Source organism: Microbacterium sp. NPDC080005 (assembly GCF_040702445.1).
Classification (GTDB): Bacteria; Actinomycetota; Actinomycetes; order Actinomycetales; family Microbacteriaceae; genus Microbacterium; species Microbacterium oleivorans_D.
Window position 1 is genome coordinate 39,524 of record NZ_JBFBLD010000002.1, and the last position, 15,108, is coordinate 54,631.

Here is a 15,108-nt window from a genome sequence, read left to right on the forward strand (position 1 = left end):
GACGGCACCGGTGGGGAGCCCGGCGACGGGCACCCCGCTCGGCGCGCCCGGGGGGTCGGAGCGGCATGCTCCGGCCCCCCGCGGGGGGCGCCGCATCGATTGGTCGTGGCTCGGGCTCGCGCCTTTCGCCGGTTACCTGGCCCTGTTCCTCGTCCTGCCCACCGTCCTCGCTCTCGCGACCGGGTTCGTCGACGGGTCGGGAGCCCTCACGGGTGAGAACATCGCAGCGCTCGTCGATCCGGTCGTCCTCACCACCTTCGCGAACTCCACCGGGGTCTCCCTGCTGACCGCCGCGATCGGCGCGGTGCTGGGGGCCCTCGTCTGCGTCGCGATGCTCGGCCTTCCCGAGACCGGCATCGTCCGCACGACGGTCGATGCGGCATCCGGGGTTCTCGCGCAGTTCGGCGGTGTGATGCTCGCTTTCGTCCTCATCGCGACCATCGGGACGCAGGGGGTCGTGACGCGTCTGCTCGACGATCTGCTCGGCGTGCAGATCTTCGCCGGCGGCGCCTGGATCTACGCGCTGCCGGGACTCATCCCCGCCTACATCATCTTCCAGGTGCCGCTCATGGTCATCACCTTCATGCCGGCGCTGTCGGCCCTCAGGCCGCAGTGGCTCGAGGCGCACCTGACGCTCGGCGGGACGGTGCGTGGCTTCTGGCCGCAGATCGGGATGCCGGTGCTCGCCCCCTCGTTCCTCGCGAGCTTCCTGCTGGTGTTCGCCAACGCCTTCTCCTCCTACGCGACGGCGGCCGCGCTCGCCAGCCAGGGATCCCAGATCGTGCCCCTGCAGATCCGCACCGCCCTCACGAGCGAGACCGTCCTCGGCCGCGAGAACCTCGCCGGTGCGCTCGCGCTCGGGATGATCGTCGTCGTCGCCCTCGTGATGGTCGCGTATGCCCTCATCCAGCGGCGTGCCGCCCGGTGGCAGTCGTGAGCCCCGCATCGCTCGCCCCCTCAGCGGCGACGCGCTGGACGATCGGGCTGCTCATCGGTGTGGTCTTCGCCGTCCCCTTCCTGGCGACGGCACTGTTCACGCTCACGGCCCCCGACGGATCCCTCACCCTCGAGCGCTGGGCGGCACTGTTCGACCCGGCGCTGTCGGCGAAGTATCGCCCCGTGTGGACAGGCCTGGTCAACTCGCTCATCCTCGCGCTGGTGACGGTGGCGATCGTCCTGTTCGTCTTCGCGCCCACGATGGTCCTGGTGAATCTCCGGTTCCCCCGGCTGCGCCGCGCCTTCGAGTTCCTCGCGCTGCTGCCCATCACGATCCCCGCGATCGTCCTCGTCGTGGGCCTTGCCCCCATCTACCTGCAGATCGGCCGCACCGTCGGAACCGGCGCGTGGACCCTCGCCTTCGCCTACGGCGTGCTCGTCCTGCCCTTCGCCTACCGCTCCATCCAGGCGGCGATCGACGCGGTCGATCTCGCGACGCTGACCGAAGCGGCCCGCACCCTCGGCGCGGGGTGGGCCAGCGTGCTGCTGCGCGTGGTCGCGCCGAACCTGCGTCAGGGGCTGCTCGCGGCATCCCTCATCTCGGTCGCCGTCGTCCTCGGCGAATTCACCATCGCGTCGCTCCTGAACCGTCAGGTGCTGCAGACGGGCCTCGTCGTCATCAACAAGCAGGATGCCTGGGCCTCGGCGATCTTCACCCTGCTGGCGCTGGCCTTCGCGTTCGTCCTGCTCCTCGTCATCGGCCGCGCGGGACGCGTCGGCACCGGAAGGAAGACCTCGTGACCCTCGAATCCACCCCCGCCGCGCGGGTGCTCCCGCGCACCGCCGACAACGCCCTCCTCGCCGGCGCGAACGAGGGGACCCGGGTCGAGTTGCGGGCCATCGTGAAGGATTACGGCCCGACGCGCGTGCTGCACGGCGTCGACCTCGACGTCTCGCCCGGCGAGTTCGTGTCGCTGCTCGGTCCGTCCGGATGCGGCAAGACCACCGCCTTGCGCGTCATCGCCGGCTTGGAGGCCGCCACCGGGGGGACCGTCGCCTTCGGCGGGACGGACGTCTCGCGCACGCCGACGAACAAGCGCGACATCGGGATGGTGTTCCAGGCCTACTCGCTGTTCCCGCATCTGCGCGTCATCGACAACGTGGCCTTCGGCCTGCGCCGCCGCCGCGTGGACACCTCCGCTGCACGGCGCCGGTCGGCGGAAGCCCTCGACCTGGTCGGCCTGGGCCACCTCGCCGACCGGTTCCCCCACCAGCTCTCGGGCGGCCAGCAGCAGCGCGTCGCGCTCGCCCGCGCCCTCGTGACCGAGCCGCGTGTGCTGCTCCTGGACGAGCCGCTCTCGGCGCTCGACGCCAAGGTGCGCGTTCAGCTGCGCGACGAGATCCGCCGCATCCAACTGCGTCTGGGGATCACGACGATCTTCGTCACCCACGACCAGGAGGAGGCGCTTGCGGTGTCCGACCGCATCGCCGTGATGGCAGCCGGCCGCATCGCGCAGATCGGGACGCCCGAGGACCTCTACCTGCGACCGGCCACGCCCGACGTCGCCGGATTCGTCGGGCTGTCCAGCGCCCTCCCGGGCGTCGCCTCGGCCGGTGCCGTCGAGATCTGGGGCACCTCCGTCCCGATTCACTCCGGTGCGCTCGAGGGGCCCGTCGAGGCACTCGTCCGACCCGAGAACGTCCGTCTCGTCGGCGCTGGGGAAGGCATCGGCGCCGTCGTGGAGGAGAGCACGTTCCTGGGCAGCATCCGTCGCACCCTCGTCCGCACGGACGACGGCGCCCTGGTGCGGCTGCAGCATCCCGCGGACGACCGGCTGGAGTACGGCGAGCGGGTGCGCGTCGCGGTGGCACCGGTTCCGGTGTCGGTCAGGACGCGCGACTGAGCGCCGGTCAGACCTCGAAGTCGACGGCCATCCGGCCGCCGGTGACGCTGCGGATGTACGCCGCGACCTCCTGGTGGGCGGGGTGCATCTGGTAGGCCTCGAGCGCGTCGAGGTCGTCGACGTCCATGACCAGCGACACGTCGGCGTTCGCTTCGGGGACCGCGACGTTGGTCCCGACGCTCAGCGATCGGATCACCGGCACCGCGGTCTCGAGACCGCGCAGGAGCCGCACCACCTCGGCGGCGTGCTCGGCGCGCGTGTGCGCGTCCTCGGCGGCCATCTTCCAGACCACGACGTGACGGATCATGCGGATTCCTTCCGGGTCAGCGCGGAGCGCAGGCGATCGGCGGACAGACGCCAGTGCGCGTGCAACTCGCCGTCGATGAGGACGACCGGGATCTTCTCCCACCACGTCGCGTAGAGCGCCGGATCGTCCGCGATCGAGAGCTCCTCGACGTCGACCCGCCCCTCGGGCAGGTCCGCCACCACCGTGTCGACGATCTCGCGCGCGACGTCGCAGAGGTGGCAGTCCGGTTTGGAGATGAGGGTGAGTGCGGTCACGGCATCCATTCTCTCCCGCTCATCCACGTCGCGGACGCAACACGAAGCGCCCCGACGACCGGCGGACCGGACGGGGGCGCTTGTGTGCGATGCCGCTTACTTCTTGTTGCGGCGCTGGTGGCGAGTCTTGCGAAGCAGCTTGCGGTGCTTCTTCTTCGCCATGCGCTTGCGGCGCTTCTTGATGACTGAACCCACGGTAAACCTCACTAAGTCGGGGTCTGGACGCGCGGTGTCGGCGTCCGGGAACGGCAAGACGGAAAAATGCCTCGGATCAGTCTAGCCGACGTCGGCGATGGGACGTTGCAGTGCTGCGGTGACGGCCGTCTCGGGGACGCGATAGCTGCGGCCGAAGCGTACGGCGGGAAGCTCGCCGGAGTGCACGAGGCGGTAGACGGTCATCTTCGAGACGCGCATGAGATCCGCGACCTCCGCGACCGTGAGAAAGCGCACATCCGAGATGTCCGACATTGGTGTCCCCTTTATGGTTTTCAACCCCCGTGAATTCCTCCACATTAGGGGGTGGCTGGGACGTGTGTAAACCGGTGTGACTCGTGTGGCAGAGCGCCGGTCACCGGCCCGGCAGCTTGTGGAACACGCTCGCCACGGCATGCTTCGCCGACGCCGCTGCGCGACCCACGACCTCGGCGGCATGCGCCGCGCCGTCCGGCAGCGCAGGCGCCGACGGCAGGTCGTCGTCGTCCACCGCGAAGAACGGGAACAGCCAGTCGTCCACGGCATCCAGAGGTGCCGGAGACAGGCTGTAGTACCGGTGCTGGCCCTCCTCCCGGACGGAGACGAGGGATGCCTCCCGCAGCACCTTCAGATGCTTGGAGACCGTCGGCTGGCTCACGCCCAGGGCGGAGACGATCTGCGAGACGCTCGTCCCCTTCTCCCCCGACGCCCCTCGCTCGCGCAGCAGCTGGAGGATGTCCCGACGGGTGCCGTCGGCGATCACGTCGAAGATGTCCGCCATGGCATTAGGTTAGCCCGCCCGTGCGCGGGAGTACCATGACATCGATCCGAATGAGAAAGGGGCGCGAATGACGGGCCTTGCCGTCGACGAGCGCGCGCCCCGGCGCGGACCGGCGTGGCATCGACGGGTGTTCTCCGCGATGCGCGACCTGGCCACCGCGTCGCCGTCGCGATTCGCCGTCCTCATCTTCTCGGCCCTCATCCTGTTGTTCACCGCGATCTTCTCGCTGCCGGTGATGGCCTCGGACGGCCGCGTGACGCCGCTCCCCGACGCGCTGTTCACGGCCGTGTCCACCATCTGCGTGACCGGCCTCGCCACCGTCGACATGGCGACCCACTGGTCGCCGCTCGGGCACGTCGTCGTCTTCATCGGCGTCAACGTCGGCGCTCTCGGCGTCCTCACGCTCGCCTCGATCCTGGGCCTGGTCATCTCCAAGCGCCTGGGCCTGCGGGCCAAGCTGCTCGCAGCCGGCGACAGCAACCCCATGCGGGCCCACGGCGGCCCCGTGAACGAGGGACAGGCCGTCCGCCTCGGCGAGGTGGGCCAGCTGCTGGCGACCGTCGCGCTGTCGACGCTCGTGATCGAGGCCGCGCTCGCCGTGCTCCTCTACCCGATGCTGCTGGCCAGCGGCATCGACCCGCTGACGGCGCTCTGGGAGGCGCCGTACTACGCGGCCATGGCCTTCACGAACACGGGGTTCGCCCCGAACGCCGAAGGGCTGACGCCGTTCGCGCAGAACTACCTGCTCCTCACCGTCCTCATGGCAGGCGTGTTCCTCGGCTCCATCGGATTCCCCGTCATCTACGCCCTCTGGAAGCACCACTGGCACGTCCGCCGCTGGTCGATCCACGTCAAGCTGACCCTGATCACGACCATCGTGCTGTTCTTCGCCGGCGCGATCGCGTTCGTGATCCTGGAGTACGGCAACCCCAAGACCTTCGGGACGATGGATGCGTGGGACACGACGTTCCAGGCCCTGTTCCTGTCGGCGATGACCCGCTCCGGCGGCTTCTCGGTCATCGACATCGGCGAGCTGCACGAGTCCTCCATCGTCGTGGGTTCGATGCTCATGTTCGTCGGCGGCGGGTCCGCCTCCACCGCGGGAGGGATCAAGGTCACCACCCTGGCTGTGCTCGCCCTCGCGGTGTGGTCGGAGGCGAAGGGCCGCCCCAGCGTGTCGGCGTTCGGCCGCCGCATCCCGAGCGACGTGCAGCGCGTCGCCCTGTCGGTCGTCGCGTGGGGCGCGACGATCGTCGCGCTGTCGACGATCACCATCGCACATCTCACGAAGGCGCCCCTCGACGAGGTGCTCTTCGACGTCGTGTCGGGCTTCGCGACCGTGGGCCTGTCGACGGGACTCACGCAGGAGTTGCCCGACCCCGCCGTCTTCGTCATGGCCCTCACGATGTTCATGGGCCGCGTTGGTACAGTGACACTCGCCGCGGCGGTGGCCGCGACCAGCCGAACGCAGCATTATGCGCTGCCCGTGGAAAGGCCCATCGTTGGTTGAGCAGTTGCGCAGCGATTCGCCCGTCCTCGTCATCGGACTCGGTCGCTTCGGCGCCGCGTGCGCGGGCGAACTCGACCGCCTGGACCGGGATGTCCTCGCGATCGACGACAACCTGGATCTCGTGCAGAAGTGGTCCGAGCGCGTCACCCACGCCGTGCAGGCGGACGCGCGCAACATCGAGGCCCTGAAGCAGATCGGTGCGCAGGACTTCCAGGTCGCCGTGGTCGCCGTCGGCTCCTCGATCGAGGCATCCGTCCTCATCACCGCCAACCTCGTCGATCTCAAGGTCCCGCAGATCTGGGCGAAGGCGGTCTCGCAGTCGCACGGCAAGATCCTCGCTCGCGTCGGCGCCAACCACGTCATCTACCCCGAGCGCGAGGCCGGCGAGCGCGTGGCACACCTCGTCAGCGGGCGGATGCTGGACTTCATCCGCTTCGACGACGACTTCGTCCTCGCCAAGATGTACCCGCCGCGGTTCATCCGCGGTGTCGGGCTCAACGAGTCGGGTGTCCGTTCGAAGTACAACGTGACCGTCGTCGGGGTGAAGAGCCCCGGCAAGCCGTTCCGCTACGCCGAGGCGACGACCGTCGTGACCAACCACGACCTCATCATCGTGTCGGGCACGAACTCCGACATCGAGCGCTTCGCGTCGCTCGACCGCTGACCGGGCTCAGGCCTCGCGCTGCGCGTTCGCGAGCAGCCGCGCGAGGAGCTCTGCGAGGGTCTGCCGCTCGGCGGCGCTGAGCCCGTCGAGGAGCCGCTCGTCATGGGCGAGCGCGCGCGGCATCTCGCGCTCGACGAGGGCACGACCGGCATCCGTCAGCGAGAGCTGCACCGCGCGTCCGTCGCGGTCCGACCGCTCGCGGCGCAGAAGCCCCGCGGACTCGAGGCGCGTCGTGAGTTTGGTCGTCGCCGCGCCGCTCAGCATCGTCTCGGCGGTCACCTCGCTGGCACGCAGCGGGCGTCCCGTGCGTGCCAGGGCGCAGAGGACGTCGAACTCGGAGCGGGTGACACCGCTGTCGGCGAGCAGCCGTTCGATCTGCGCCGTCGCCAGCACGGAGGCGCGGTTCAGCCTGCCCCAGACGTCGATGGGCGACGTGTCCATGGTGGGCATCTCCGCCGCCCAGGCGGCGCGGATCCGATCGATGAAGTCGGCGCGCTCGGTCACAGCTCCACTGTAGCGATGCATCCGATTTAGTTTACCGGTGAATCATCGGTGTACGATTGGACGAATGACCGCTGTCGACACCGGAACCCGCCCCGTCGCACCCGCACCTCGCCTGCTCTCCCAGCCGCCCGCGGTGTGGGCGATCGCCTTCGCCGCGATGATCGCCTTCATGGGCATCGGCCTCGTCGGTCCGATCCTCCCGACCGTCGCCGCACAGCTCCACGCCGCCCCCGTCGAGACATCGTTCCTGTTCACGAGCTACCTCGCGGTGACCGCCTCGGCGATGTTCTTCACGAGCTGGCTGTCGACCCGCATCGGCACCCGTGCCGTCATGATCCTCGGGCTGAGCGTCATCGCGCTGGCGGCCGTCGGCTGCGCCCTCTCGCCGAGCATCGGCGCGCTCATCGCCTTCCGCGCCGTGTGGGGGCTCGGCAACGCGCTGTTCCTGTCGACCGCGCTGGCGTCGATCGTCTCCGCCTCGGGCGGCCGCAGCGAGCACGCCGTCATCTTCTACGAGGCCGCTCTCGGCATCGGCCTGGCCGCCGGCCCCCTCCTGGGCGGACTGCTCGGCGAGATCGGCTGGTTCGCGGCGTTCTGGGGGACCGCCTCCCTCCTGGCGGTCGGCGTCGTCGCCCTGCTGTCCCTCGTGCGCGACCCCGGCCACGCCGCACAGCGCAGCACGGTGAGCGCGCCCTTCCGCGCGTTCGCCGACCGCGGCCTGCTGGCCATCAGCGTCGTCGCCTTCCTCTACAACGCGGGCTTCTTCGTGACCCTCTCGTACACGCCTTACGCCCTGGAGCTGCCGGCCATCGGCATCGGCCTGGTCATGATGGGCTTCGGCGTCGGGCTCGCGATCGCGGGCGTCGTGATCGCTCCCCAGCTGACACGGCGCTTCTCGGTCGTCTCGGTGCTGTTCTGGTTCCTCGTCGCGTTCGCCGCGACGCACGTGCTCGCCACCCTCAGCGCGGGGTCCCGGCCGCTGCTGATCGTCTGCGTCGTGCTGCTGGGCATCGAGATCGGGGCGGTGAACACCATCCTGACGGAGGCGGCGATGGAGGCGACCACCCTTCCGCGCGCCGTCGCCAGCTCGGCGTACTCGGGCTTCCGCTTCTTCGGCGGCGCCATCGGGGCCCCCGTGGGTACCGCGCTGGCGGTCTTCGGCGTCGGAGCGCCCTACGCCGCTGCCGCGATCTCGGCCGCGATCGGCGCCGCCCTCCTGTTCGCGCTGCGGCGCCTCATCGGGCGCGCGGACCACACCGCGCGACTGAGCGAGCGGGCGACGGCAGAGGATCTCACCCTCGGCGACGCCTGAGCGGATGCGTCAGACGCCGCTCGCGAGCTCACGAGCGCGGGCGAGCGCGGCATCCGTCGCCTGCGAGAAGAGTCCGTCGAGGTTCGCCGTCTGCAGGACGCCGATGGCGCGCTCAGTCGTGCCCTTCGGGCTCGTGACCCGGCGGCGCAGCTCAGCCGGATCGTCGCCGGTCGCCTCGAGCAGAGCCGCCGCGCCGATGAAGGTCTGTTCCGCCATCAGTCGCGCGTCGTCCTCGTCGAAGCCCTTTCCGCGTGCGGCCTCGGTGAGCGCCTCGACCAGCAGGAACACGTACGCCGGCCCCGATCCCGAGACGGTGGACAGCGCGTCGATCTGCGCTTCGGGCACCTCGATCACGACACCGCACGTCTCGAACAGCGCGCGCACGAGCGCGATGTGCTCCGCCGTCGCCGTCGACCCGGCCGCGAGCCCGGTGACGGCCTTGCCGACCACGGCCGGAGTGTTCGGCATCGAGCGGATGACGGGGATCTCGGGCCCGACGATCGACTCGAACGTCTCGATGGTGACACCCGCCGCCAGGCTCACGACGATCGTCCCGGGGCGCAGCGAGCCGGCGATCTCGCGGAGCACGTCGGGGACCATCGCGGGCTTGACGCCGACGAGCACGATGTCCGCGGACGCCGCGGCATCCGCGTTCGCCGTCGGAACCTCCGCGAGGGCCAGGCTCGTCACGCCCGTCAGCCCCTGGAGCTCGCTCGCCTTGGCGGCCGTGCGGTTGGTCACCACGACCGACGCGGCCTGACCCGAGCGGGAGATGCCCTGCGCGATCGCACCCCCCATCGAACCGGCTCCGAGGATGGCGACGGGCGGGAGGTGGTGCGTCATGCGTTCCATCCTGTCATCCACCCCCGCGGCTTATCATCGCCTCATGACCCTCCTCGACGGAATCACGTCCCGCATCATCGACACGGACCGGCTGAGCGTCAACATCCTCGAGCGCGTCGGCGACACCGCCGACGCCGATCCCGAGCGCACCGTCGTCCTCCTGCACGGCGCCCTGTCGTCCGCCCTCGTCTGGCAGGAGCTCATGCAGGATCTGCCCGCCGAGTTCCGGGTGGTCGCCGTCGATCTGCGCGGTTTCGGGGGCACGGAGCACATGCCGGTCGACGCCTCCCGCGGCGTCCGCGACCTCAGCGACGACGTGGCCGCCACCCTGGCGGAACTCGGCATCGAGGCACCGCACCTCGTCGGGTGGGATCTCGGTGGTGCCGTCGCGCTGCAGTTCGCTCTCGATCACCCGGTGCGCACGATCCTGCTCGAGTCGCCCGTCTCGCCCTTCGGCCTGGGCGGCACCCGGCTCGACGGGTCCCGGCTGACCGATGACGACGCGGGCTGCGGGGCGGGCACCGCCAACCCGGAGTTCGTCCGTCGGCTGACCGCGCGCGAGACCGGCGCCGACGCGTCCACGTCACCGCGGAGCGTCTTCCGGGCGAGCTTCGTCGCCGAGGGCTTCCGGACCGAGCGCGAGGACCTCTGGATCGAGGCCATGCTCTCCACCTCGACCGCCACGGGCAACTACCCGGGCGAGTCCGTGACGAGCCCGCACTGGCCCGGCTACGCGCCCGGCCGGGTCGGCGTGCTCAACGCCCTGGCGCCCCGCAACTTCGACGTCTCGGGCATCGTCGATCTGCCCGAGAAGCCCTCGATCCTCTGGGTGCGCGGCGTGCTCGACCCGGTCGTCTCCGACACGTCCTTCTCGGACCCGAACCACCTCGGCGCGCTGGGGATCATCCCCGACTGGCCGGGCGCCGACGTCGCCCCGGCCCAGCCGATGGTGGCGCAGACCCGCGAGGTGCTGCGGCGGTACACGGATGCCGGGGGCATCGCCACCGAGCTCGCACTGCCCGGCGTCGGTCACACCCCGCACCTCGAGCGCCCCGCGGTCTTCCGACGCGCGCTCCTGGAGCTGACCGGCTACATCGGATCGCCGGCATCCCCCGCACCGCCCACCGAGGCCATCATCCTCAGCTCGTCGGACTGACAGGTCGCTCAGCGCCTCTCGTCGAAGAAGTTCCGCAGCAGGTCCGCCGCGTCCGCCGCGCGGACCCCGCCGAGCACCTCCGCCCGGTGCGGCATCCGTCGGTCCCGCAGCAGGTCGTGCACCGATCCCGCGGCTCCCGCCTTCTCGTCCCATGCGCCGAACACGACGCGCGCGACCCGGGTCTGCAGGATCGCCCCCGCGCACATGACGCACGGCTCGAGCGTCACCACGAGCGTGCAGTCGTCGAGGTTCCAGGAACCGAGAGCGGATGCCGCGGCCCGCAGCGCGACGACCTCCGCGTGCGCGAGCGGATCACCGTCGCGTTCGCGCAGGTTGCGTCCCTCGCCGACGATCAGCCCCGCACGCGTCACCACCGCCCCGACCGGCACGTCACCGTGGCCGGCCGCCAGGGCGGCGAGGTCGAGCGCTCGCGCCATCGCCGTATCGTCGGCGGCGGGGACGGGCAGACTCACGTCGTCAGCGTAGCCCCGGTAGCCTGGACCCATGCGTGTGCACGTCGCCGACCACCCCCTCATCACCCACAAGCTCACGGTGCTGCGCGACAAGCGCACGACCTCGCCGGTGTTCCGTCAGCTGACGGCGGAGCTCATCACCCTCCTCGCCTACGAGGCGACCCGCGGCGTGCGCGTCGAGGAGATCGAGATCGAGACCCCGGTCACCCGCACGACGGGGCTGAAGATCAGCGAGCCGCGCCCGCTCGTCGTCCCGATCCTGCGCGCGGGCCTCGGCATGCTCGACGGCATGACGACCCTGCTCCCGACCGCCGAGGTCGGCTTCCTCGGGATGGCGCGCAACGAGGAGACCTTCGAGCCGTACACGTACGCCGAACGTCTCCCCGACGACCTGAGCGACCGCCAGTGCTTCGTCCTCGACCCGATGCTCGCCACAGGCGGCTCGCTGGGTGCCGCGATCGACTTCCTCTTCGCCCGCGGTGCGCAGGACGTCACCGCGGTCTGCATCCTGGCCGCGCCGGAGGGCCTCGCCGCGATCGAGAAACAGGTCGGCGACCGCGACGTCACGCTCGTCCTGGGTGCCCTCGACGAGCGACTCAACGAGAAGGGCTACATCGTGCCCGGACTCGGCGACGCGGGCGACCGTCTTTACGGGACGGTCTGAGGCGACACCCTTCTGTCGCCGTCCGTGGCGGCGTGCGACGGGAGACCGCCCGCGCCGACCAGGCGTGCGAAGGCGCTCAGTCGGGTGACGCCGTCGGGCGTGCGGGGAAGGTCGTCGAGCAGGCCCGTGCCGTAGACCACGAACGCCGTGTGCATGGCACGGGAGACGGCGACATTGATGCGGTTCTGCAGCAGCAGGAATTCGAGCCCGCGCGGGGCGTCCCGACCGGAGGACGCCGCGAGCGAGACCACGACGACGGCCGCCTCCTGGCCCTGGAACCGGTCGACGGTCCCGACGCGGACGCCCGGGAAGCCGGCCCCGGTCAGTGTCTCCTCCACCAGCACCTGCTGGGCGTTGTAGGGAGTCACGACGATGACGTCCTCCGCCTCCAGCGGACGGGTGATTCCCGCGTCCGTCCAGGGCGCCCCCACGAGATCGCGGACGATGCGCACGACCTCGTCGGCCTCTTCGGGAGACTGCGTCGCGTTGCGCGTGTGCGCGAGGGGGACGGGGACGACGCCGGCGGGAACGCCGTCGAGTGCGCGCAGCGCCGTGTCGGGGTGCGCCTCCAGCTGCCCCTCGTAGGCCAACTGGGAGACCGGCTCGGCGACCTCGGGACGCATCCGACGGGTCCGAGCGAGGAAGTAGCCGCGGTCGGCGGGGATCACGGCGTGATCGTCCATGACCCACCCGAGTGCAGACGTGTCGACCGGTTCCGGGTGCGTTCCCTGACTGACCTGGGGCAGCTGCTGCGGGTCGCCGAGAAGCAGCAGTCGACGGGCTGAGGCCGACACCGCGATGGTGGAGGCGAGCGAGAACTGCCCCGCCTCGTCGATGACCAGCAGGTCGAGGGACCGGCGCGCGACCCGCCCGGTGTGGGTCAGATCCCACGCCGTACCGCCCACGACAAATCCGGCGGGCTGCGACTCGATGTAGCCCGCCAGCTGGTTCTTCGCGATCACGGTGAACCGCTCGTCCCCGGTCGCAGCACCCTTCGGTGCCTTCGCGACCAGTGCCGGATCGAGCCCCGCGGCGACGATCCGGTCGAGCATGTGTTCGACGACGTTGTGCGACTGCGCGACCACGCCGACACGGAAGCCCTTCTCACGGACCAGACGCGCCACCACGTGCGATCCGACGTAGGTCTTGCCCGTGCCGGGCGGGCCCTGCACCGCGAGGTAGCCGTCGTCCAGGCCGACGAGCGCGGCCGCGATGTCGGCGACGTCGTCGCCGGTGCGCGGGAGCGGCCCCTCGTGTCGCGGCGGCCGGCGCAGCAGGAGGTCGGTGGCCGGGTCGGCGGGGAGGGTGGGGGATGCCGCCAGCACGGCGTCCGCCCACTCGTCGATCGCGGCCTGCTGGCTTCCGGCGCGCGGCGGCGCCGGCGGGGTCAGTGCGACGGGGAGCTCCTGCCATGTGAAGCCCTGGTAGGCGTTCTCCTCGATCACGACCCCGTCGTCGAGGACATCGACGACGGAGACGGAGCGCGCGGCGTGGATCCAACGCGGGCTGGTCTCGATCGGGAAGGGGGCCGGCAGTTCGTAGACGGCGTACGGACTCTGACCGACGGTGAGGCGCGTGCCAGGGGCGAACTCGCCGCGGATCTCGACGACGCGGCGCACCGCGGTGAGACCTTCCGGTCGATGCCAGTCGGTCAGCACGCGACAGCGGTCGCGGTCGACCACCACGACGTCGCGCGTGTCCTCCCAGACGGACACCGGCTCGCGCAGTCGCAGGAAGTGCGTGGCCCAGAAGGTCTTCGCCTCGCGTGGGTAGTAGTCGATGGCCGCCGCTCCGAGGCGCAGCGCCTGGGCGACGACCTCGTCCTCGGCATCCACCGCGAAGCGGGCGAGCGCTTCTGCGCGCGGCGACGGCTCGTACACCGCCTCCCCCGCTTCGGGCTCACGCGAGGGCACCAGCTTCGCCTCTCGGGCACGGTCGACGAGCCAGTCCCGCAGGCGACGAGTCGACACGCAGTCGTAGCGGTTGTAGTCGGCGAGGTCGTCGAGGATGAGGCGGGCCGCTGCATCGTCACCGGCGTCCTCGAGCGCACGTGCCTCGACGTAGCGGACGATCGAGTCATCCCCTCGCTGGACGTCGCTGGTCCGGACCTCGTCGCCCATGTAGAGGGGCTCGAGCTTCTTGATGGAGTAGGACCGAGACCCGACGCGGAGGGCGCGACGGACGATCGGGTAGAGGTCGACGAAGACGCCGTCGCGCAGCAGCCGGTCGACTGCCGCCTCCCCCACCCCGTGCCTCGCCGCCATCGCGAGCAGGTGCGTCGGCTCGTACGGGGCGTAGTGGTAGATGTGCATGCCGGGATGCGTGCGGCGGCGGACCGCGACGAACTCGAGGAACTCCTCGAGCGCCCGCTTCTCGTCGGCGAAGGAATGGGCCCACAGGGCGGAGTACTGCTCGGTCTCGTCGACCCAGCCGAAGAGGTAGTCGATCCCCCACTGCACCGCCGCGCCCTCGGTGTAGAGGGGGTCGCCCTCGAAATCGAAGAACAGATCTCCGTGGTCGGGACGCGGGAGGGCGCCGAGCGCCTTCGGGAAGACGACGTCGAAGGTGGGGATCGCGGGTCCCGCCGGAGCGATGCCCGTCGGCACCGGGGCGTCGTCGACGCCGCCGGCCGGGCTCTCGAGCTGCAGCCTCGCTTGCGTGCGCAGCCCCGAGAAGGTGTCCCACGACATCCGCGGCGGGGCCTCGCGGGACGCTGCCAGGGCGTCGATGGTCGCGACCCCCGCTGCCCGCAGGCGGTCGCGCTGAACGGGTCGCATACCGGCGACCAGCAGCAGGTCGCGGTGCGCGACGACCTCGAGGTCGCACGTCGCGCATCGCCCGCAGGCGACGACGCGGAGCTCGCCTCGGTCGTCGCCCCACGGGATCGGCGATCCCGAGGACCCCGCGGGCACGTCGCGGTCCGCGATGAGCGCGCGGAGCCTGTCGCGACGGAGTCCGAACACCGGCATCAGGTCGCGCACGGCGTGGGTGGAGACGGTGCCGTCGCCGAGCAGCAGCTGCACCTCGTCGGCGCGCGTGACGCCGAGGCGGTCGAGCTGATCGACGTATGCCGCCAGCTGCATCAGTGCGGTGACGCGAGCGTGTCGGGCGAGCTTGGTGTCCTGCACGATCCAGCGGCCGTCGGCGGCACGCACGAGGAAATCGGCGAACCCGACGAACTCGTCGGTGGAGAACGCCGCCTGATAGACGACCCGCACGTCGGGGTCGGCGAGCGCCGCGTCGGTCGCGGCCACCGCGGCGGCGAGGCCTGCCGCATCCGACGACCGGGTCTCGGCGATCTCGACCACGGCTCCGGGGTGCGCGTCGCGATAGGCCTCGAACACCCGGCGCTCGTGCTGGGTGCCGAGACGTCCCGCGCGCTCGAGCGTGAGGTCCTCGGGGTCCTCGACCGCCGCGATCCGGCCGAGCTTCGCGTCGATCGCCCGCAGCCAGGCGAATTCGCACTCGGCCGCGGCTTTCAGGTCGCTCGCGCTCCAGACGATCCGGCCGTCGTCTTCGATGTATCGCATGATCCCCTCTCGGGAACCGACACTATCCGCGACCACCGACATGCTTCCCGAGCACGCACAAGCCCCATGGCGGGCGGG

The 15,108-nt window shown here is 70.9% G+C and carries 17 protein-coding genes; 8 read left to right on the forward strand and 9 right to left on the reverse strand.

Annotated elements, in window-relative coordinates:
• Nucleotides 1-10: 10 nt before the first annotated feature.
• The 3 genes from AB0259_RS07080 to AB0259_RS07090 are packed head-to-tail and all read left to right on the forward strand — an operon-like array spanning nt 11 to nt 2,840.
• The gene (locus AB0259_RS07080; RefSeq protein WP_366222646.1) at nt 11-937 is read left to right on the forward strand and encodes an ABC transporter permease; all 927 of its coding nucleotides are present in this window, start codon (nt 11-13) and stop codon (nt 935-937) included.
• Nucleotides 934-1,737 carry an ABC transporter permease subunit gene (locus tag AB0259_RS07085; RefSeq protein ID WP_251578558.1) on the forward strand — a complete coding sequence of 268 codons (804 nt, stop codon included), beginning with the start codon at nt 934-936 and terminating at the stop codon, nt 1,735-1,737. Before AB0259_RS07080 ends, AB0259_RS07085 begins: the two co-directional genes overlap by 4 nt.
• Nucleotides 1,734-2,840, forward strand: coding sequence for an ABC transporter ATP-binding protein (locus AB0259_RS07090; protein ID WP_366222643.1), 1,107 nt, complete (start codon nt 1,734-1,736; stop codon nt 2,838-2,840). Before AB0259_RS07085 ends, AB0259_RS07090 begins: the two co-directional genes overlap by 4 nt.
• Before the next feature lie 7 nt (nt 2,841-2,847).
• On the opposite strand, the gene AB0259_RS07095 is transcribed toward AB0259_RS07090, so the two are convergent.
• From AB0259_RS07095 to AB0259_RS07115, 5 genes are all read right to left on the reverse strand, one after another.
• Nucleotides 2,848-3,147 carry a Dabb family protein gene (locus AB0259_RS07095; RefSeq protein WP_251578554.1) on the reverse strand — a complete coding sequence of 100 codons (300 nt, stop codon included), beginning with the start codon at nt 3,145-3,147 and terminating at the stop codon, nt 2,848-2,850.
• Nucleotides 3,144-3,401, reverse strand: a complete 258-nt coding sequence (locus AB0259_RS07100) for a glutaredoxin family protein (RefSeq protein ID WP_366222641.1) — start codon at nt 3,399-3,401, stop codon at nt 3,144-3,146. Before AB0259_RS07100 ends, AB0259_RS07095 begins: the two co-directional genes overlap by 4 nt.
• Before the next feature lie 96 nt (nt 3,402-3,497).
• Entirely contained in the window at nt 3,498-3,596 is a 99-nt protein-coding gene (locus AB0259_RS07105) for an AURKAIP1/COX24 domain-containing protein (RefSeq protein ID WP_003792170.1), read from the reverse strand.
• Between the two features lie 81 nt (nt 3,597-3,677).
• Nucleotides 3,678-3,869, reverse strand: coding sequence for a helix-turn-helix domain-containing protein (locus AB0259_RS07110; protein WP_018186843.1), 192 nt, complete (start codon nt 3,867-3,869; stop codon nt 3,678-3,680).
• A 100-nt stretch (nt 3,870-3,969) separates the two neighbouring features.
• Nucleotides 3,970-4,374 (reverse strand): metalloregulator ArsR/SmtB family transcription factor, encoded by a 405-nt coding sequence (locus tag AB0259_RS07115; RefSeq protein ID WP_366222639.1) that lies wholly within the window; start codon nt 4,372-4,374, stop codon nt 3,970-3,972.
• A 67-nt stretch (nt 4,375-4,441) separates the two neighbouring features.
• Here AB0259_RS07115 and AB0259_RS07120 point away from each other — a divergent pair, with 67 nt between their 5' ends.
• On the forward strand, nt 4,442-5,884 hold the full coding sequence (locus AB0259_RS07120) for a potassium transporter TrkG (RefSeq protein WP_251578548.1): 1,443 nt from the start codon (nt 4,442-4,444) through the stop codon (nt 5,882-5,884).
• Nucleotides 5,877-6,548, forward strand: a complete 672-nt coding sequence (locus tag AB0259_RS07125) for a TrkA family potassium uptake protein (protein ID WP_064003900.1) — start codon at nt 5,877-5,879, stop codon at nt 6,546-6,548. The genes AB0259_RS07120 and AB0259_RS07125 overlap by 8 nt, the downstream gene beginning before the upstream one ends.
• 6 nt (nt 6,549-6,554) lie before the next feature.
• Here AB0259_RS07125 and AB0259_RS07130 read toward each other — a convergent pair whose 3' ends face one another.
• The gene (locus AB0259_RS07130; protein WP_366222636.1) at nt 6,555-7,052 is read right to left on the reverse strand and encodes a MarR family transcriptional regulator; all 498 of its coding nucleotides are present in this window, start codon (nt 7,050-7,052) and stop codon (nt 6,555-6,557) included.
• 64 nt (nt 7,053-7,116) lie between these two features.
• On the opposite strand from AB0259_RS07130, the gene AB0259_RS07135 reads away from it, so the two are divergent.
• On the forward strand, nt 7,117-8,364 hold the full coding sequence (locus AB0259_RS07135; protein WP_366222635.1) for an MFS transporter: 1,248 nt from the start codon (nt 7,117-7,119) through the stop codon (nt 8,362-8,364).
• A gap of 9 nt (nt 8,365-8,373) precedes the next feature.
• On the opposite strand, the gene proC is transcribed toward AB0259_RS07135, so the two are convergent.
• Complete coding sequence (gene proC / locus AB0259_RS07140) at nt 8,374-9,207, reverse strand: pyrroline-5-carboxylate reductase (RefSeq protein ID WP_366222634.1); 834 nt, start codon at nt 9,205-9,207, stop codon at nt 8,374-8,376.
• A 43-nt stretch (nt 9,208-9,250) separates the two neighbouring features.
• Between proC and AB0259_RS07145 the strand changes: the two genes are divergently transcribed.
• Complete coding sequence (locus AB0259_RS07145) at nt 9,251-10,363, forward strand: alpha/beta hydrolase (RefSeq protein WP_366222632.1); 1,113 nt, start codon at nt 9,251-9,253, stop codon at nt 10,361-10,363.
• Nucleotides 10,364-10,371: 8 nt separating this feature from the next.
• Here the strand turns inward: AB0259_RS07145 and AB0259_RS07150 are convergent, their stop codons facing one another.
• Nucleotides 10,372-10,800 (reverse strand): nucleoside deaminase, encoded by a 429-nt coding sequence (locus tag AB0259_RS07150; protein ID WP_366222724.1) that lies wholly within the window; start codon nt 10,798-10,800, stop codon nt 10,372-10,374.
• A 67-nt stretch (nt 10,801-10,867) separates the two neighbouring features.
• Between AB0259_RS07150 and upp the strand changes: the two genes are divergently transcribed.
• On the forward strand, nt 10,868-11,500 hold the full coding sequence (gene upp, locus AB0259_RS07155) for a uracil phosphoribosyltransferase (RefSeq protein WP_251578538.1): 633 nt from the start codon (nt 10,868-10,870) through the stop codon (nt 11,498-11,500).
• Here upp and AB0259_RS07160 read toward each other — a convergent pair.
• The gene (locus tag AB0259_RS07160) at nt 11,485-15,030 is read right to left on the reverse strand and encodes a TM0106 family RecB-like putative nuclease (protein ID WP_366222630.1); all 3,546 of its coding nucleotides are present in this window, start codon (nt 15,028-15,030) and stop codon (nt 11,485-11,487) included. The two genes, upp and AB0259_RS07160, sit on opposite strands and share 16 nt — an antisense overlap.
• Nucleotides 15,031-15,108: the final 78 nt, after the last annotated feature.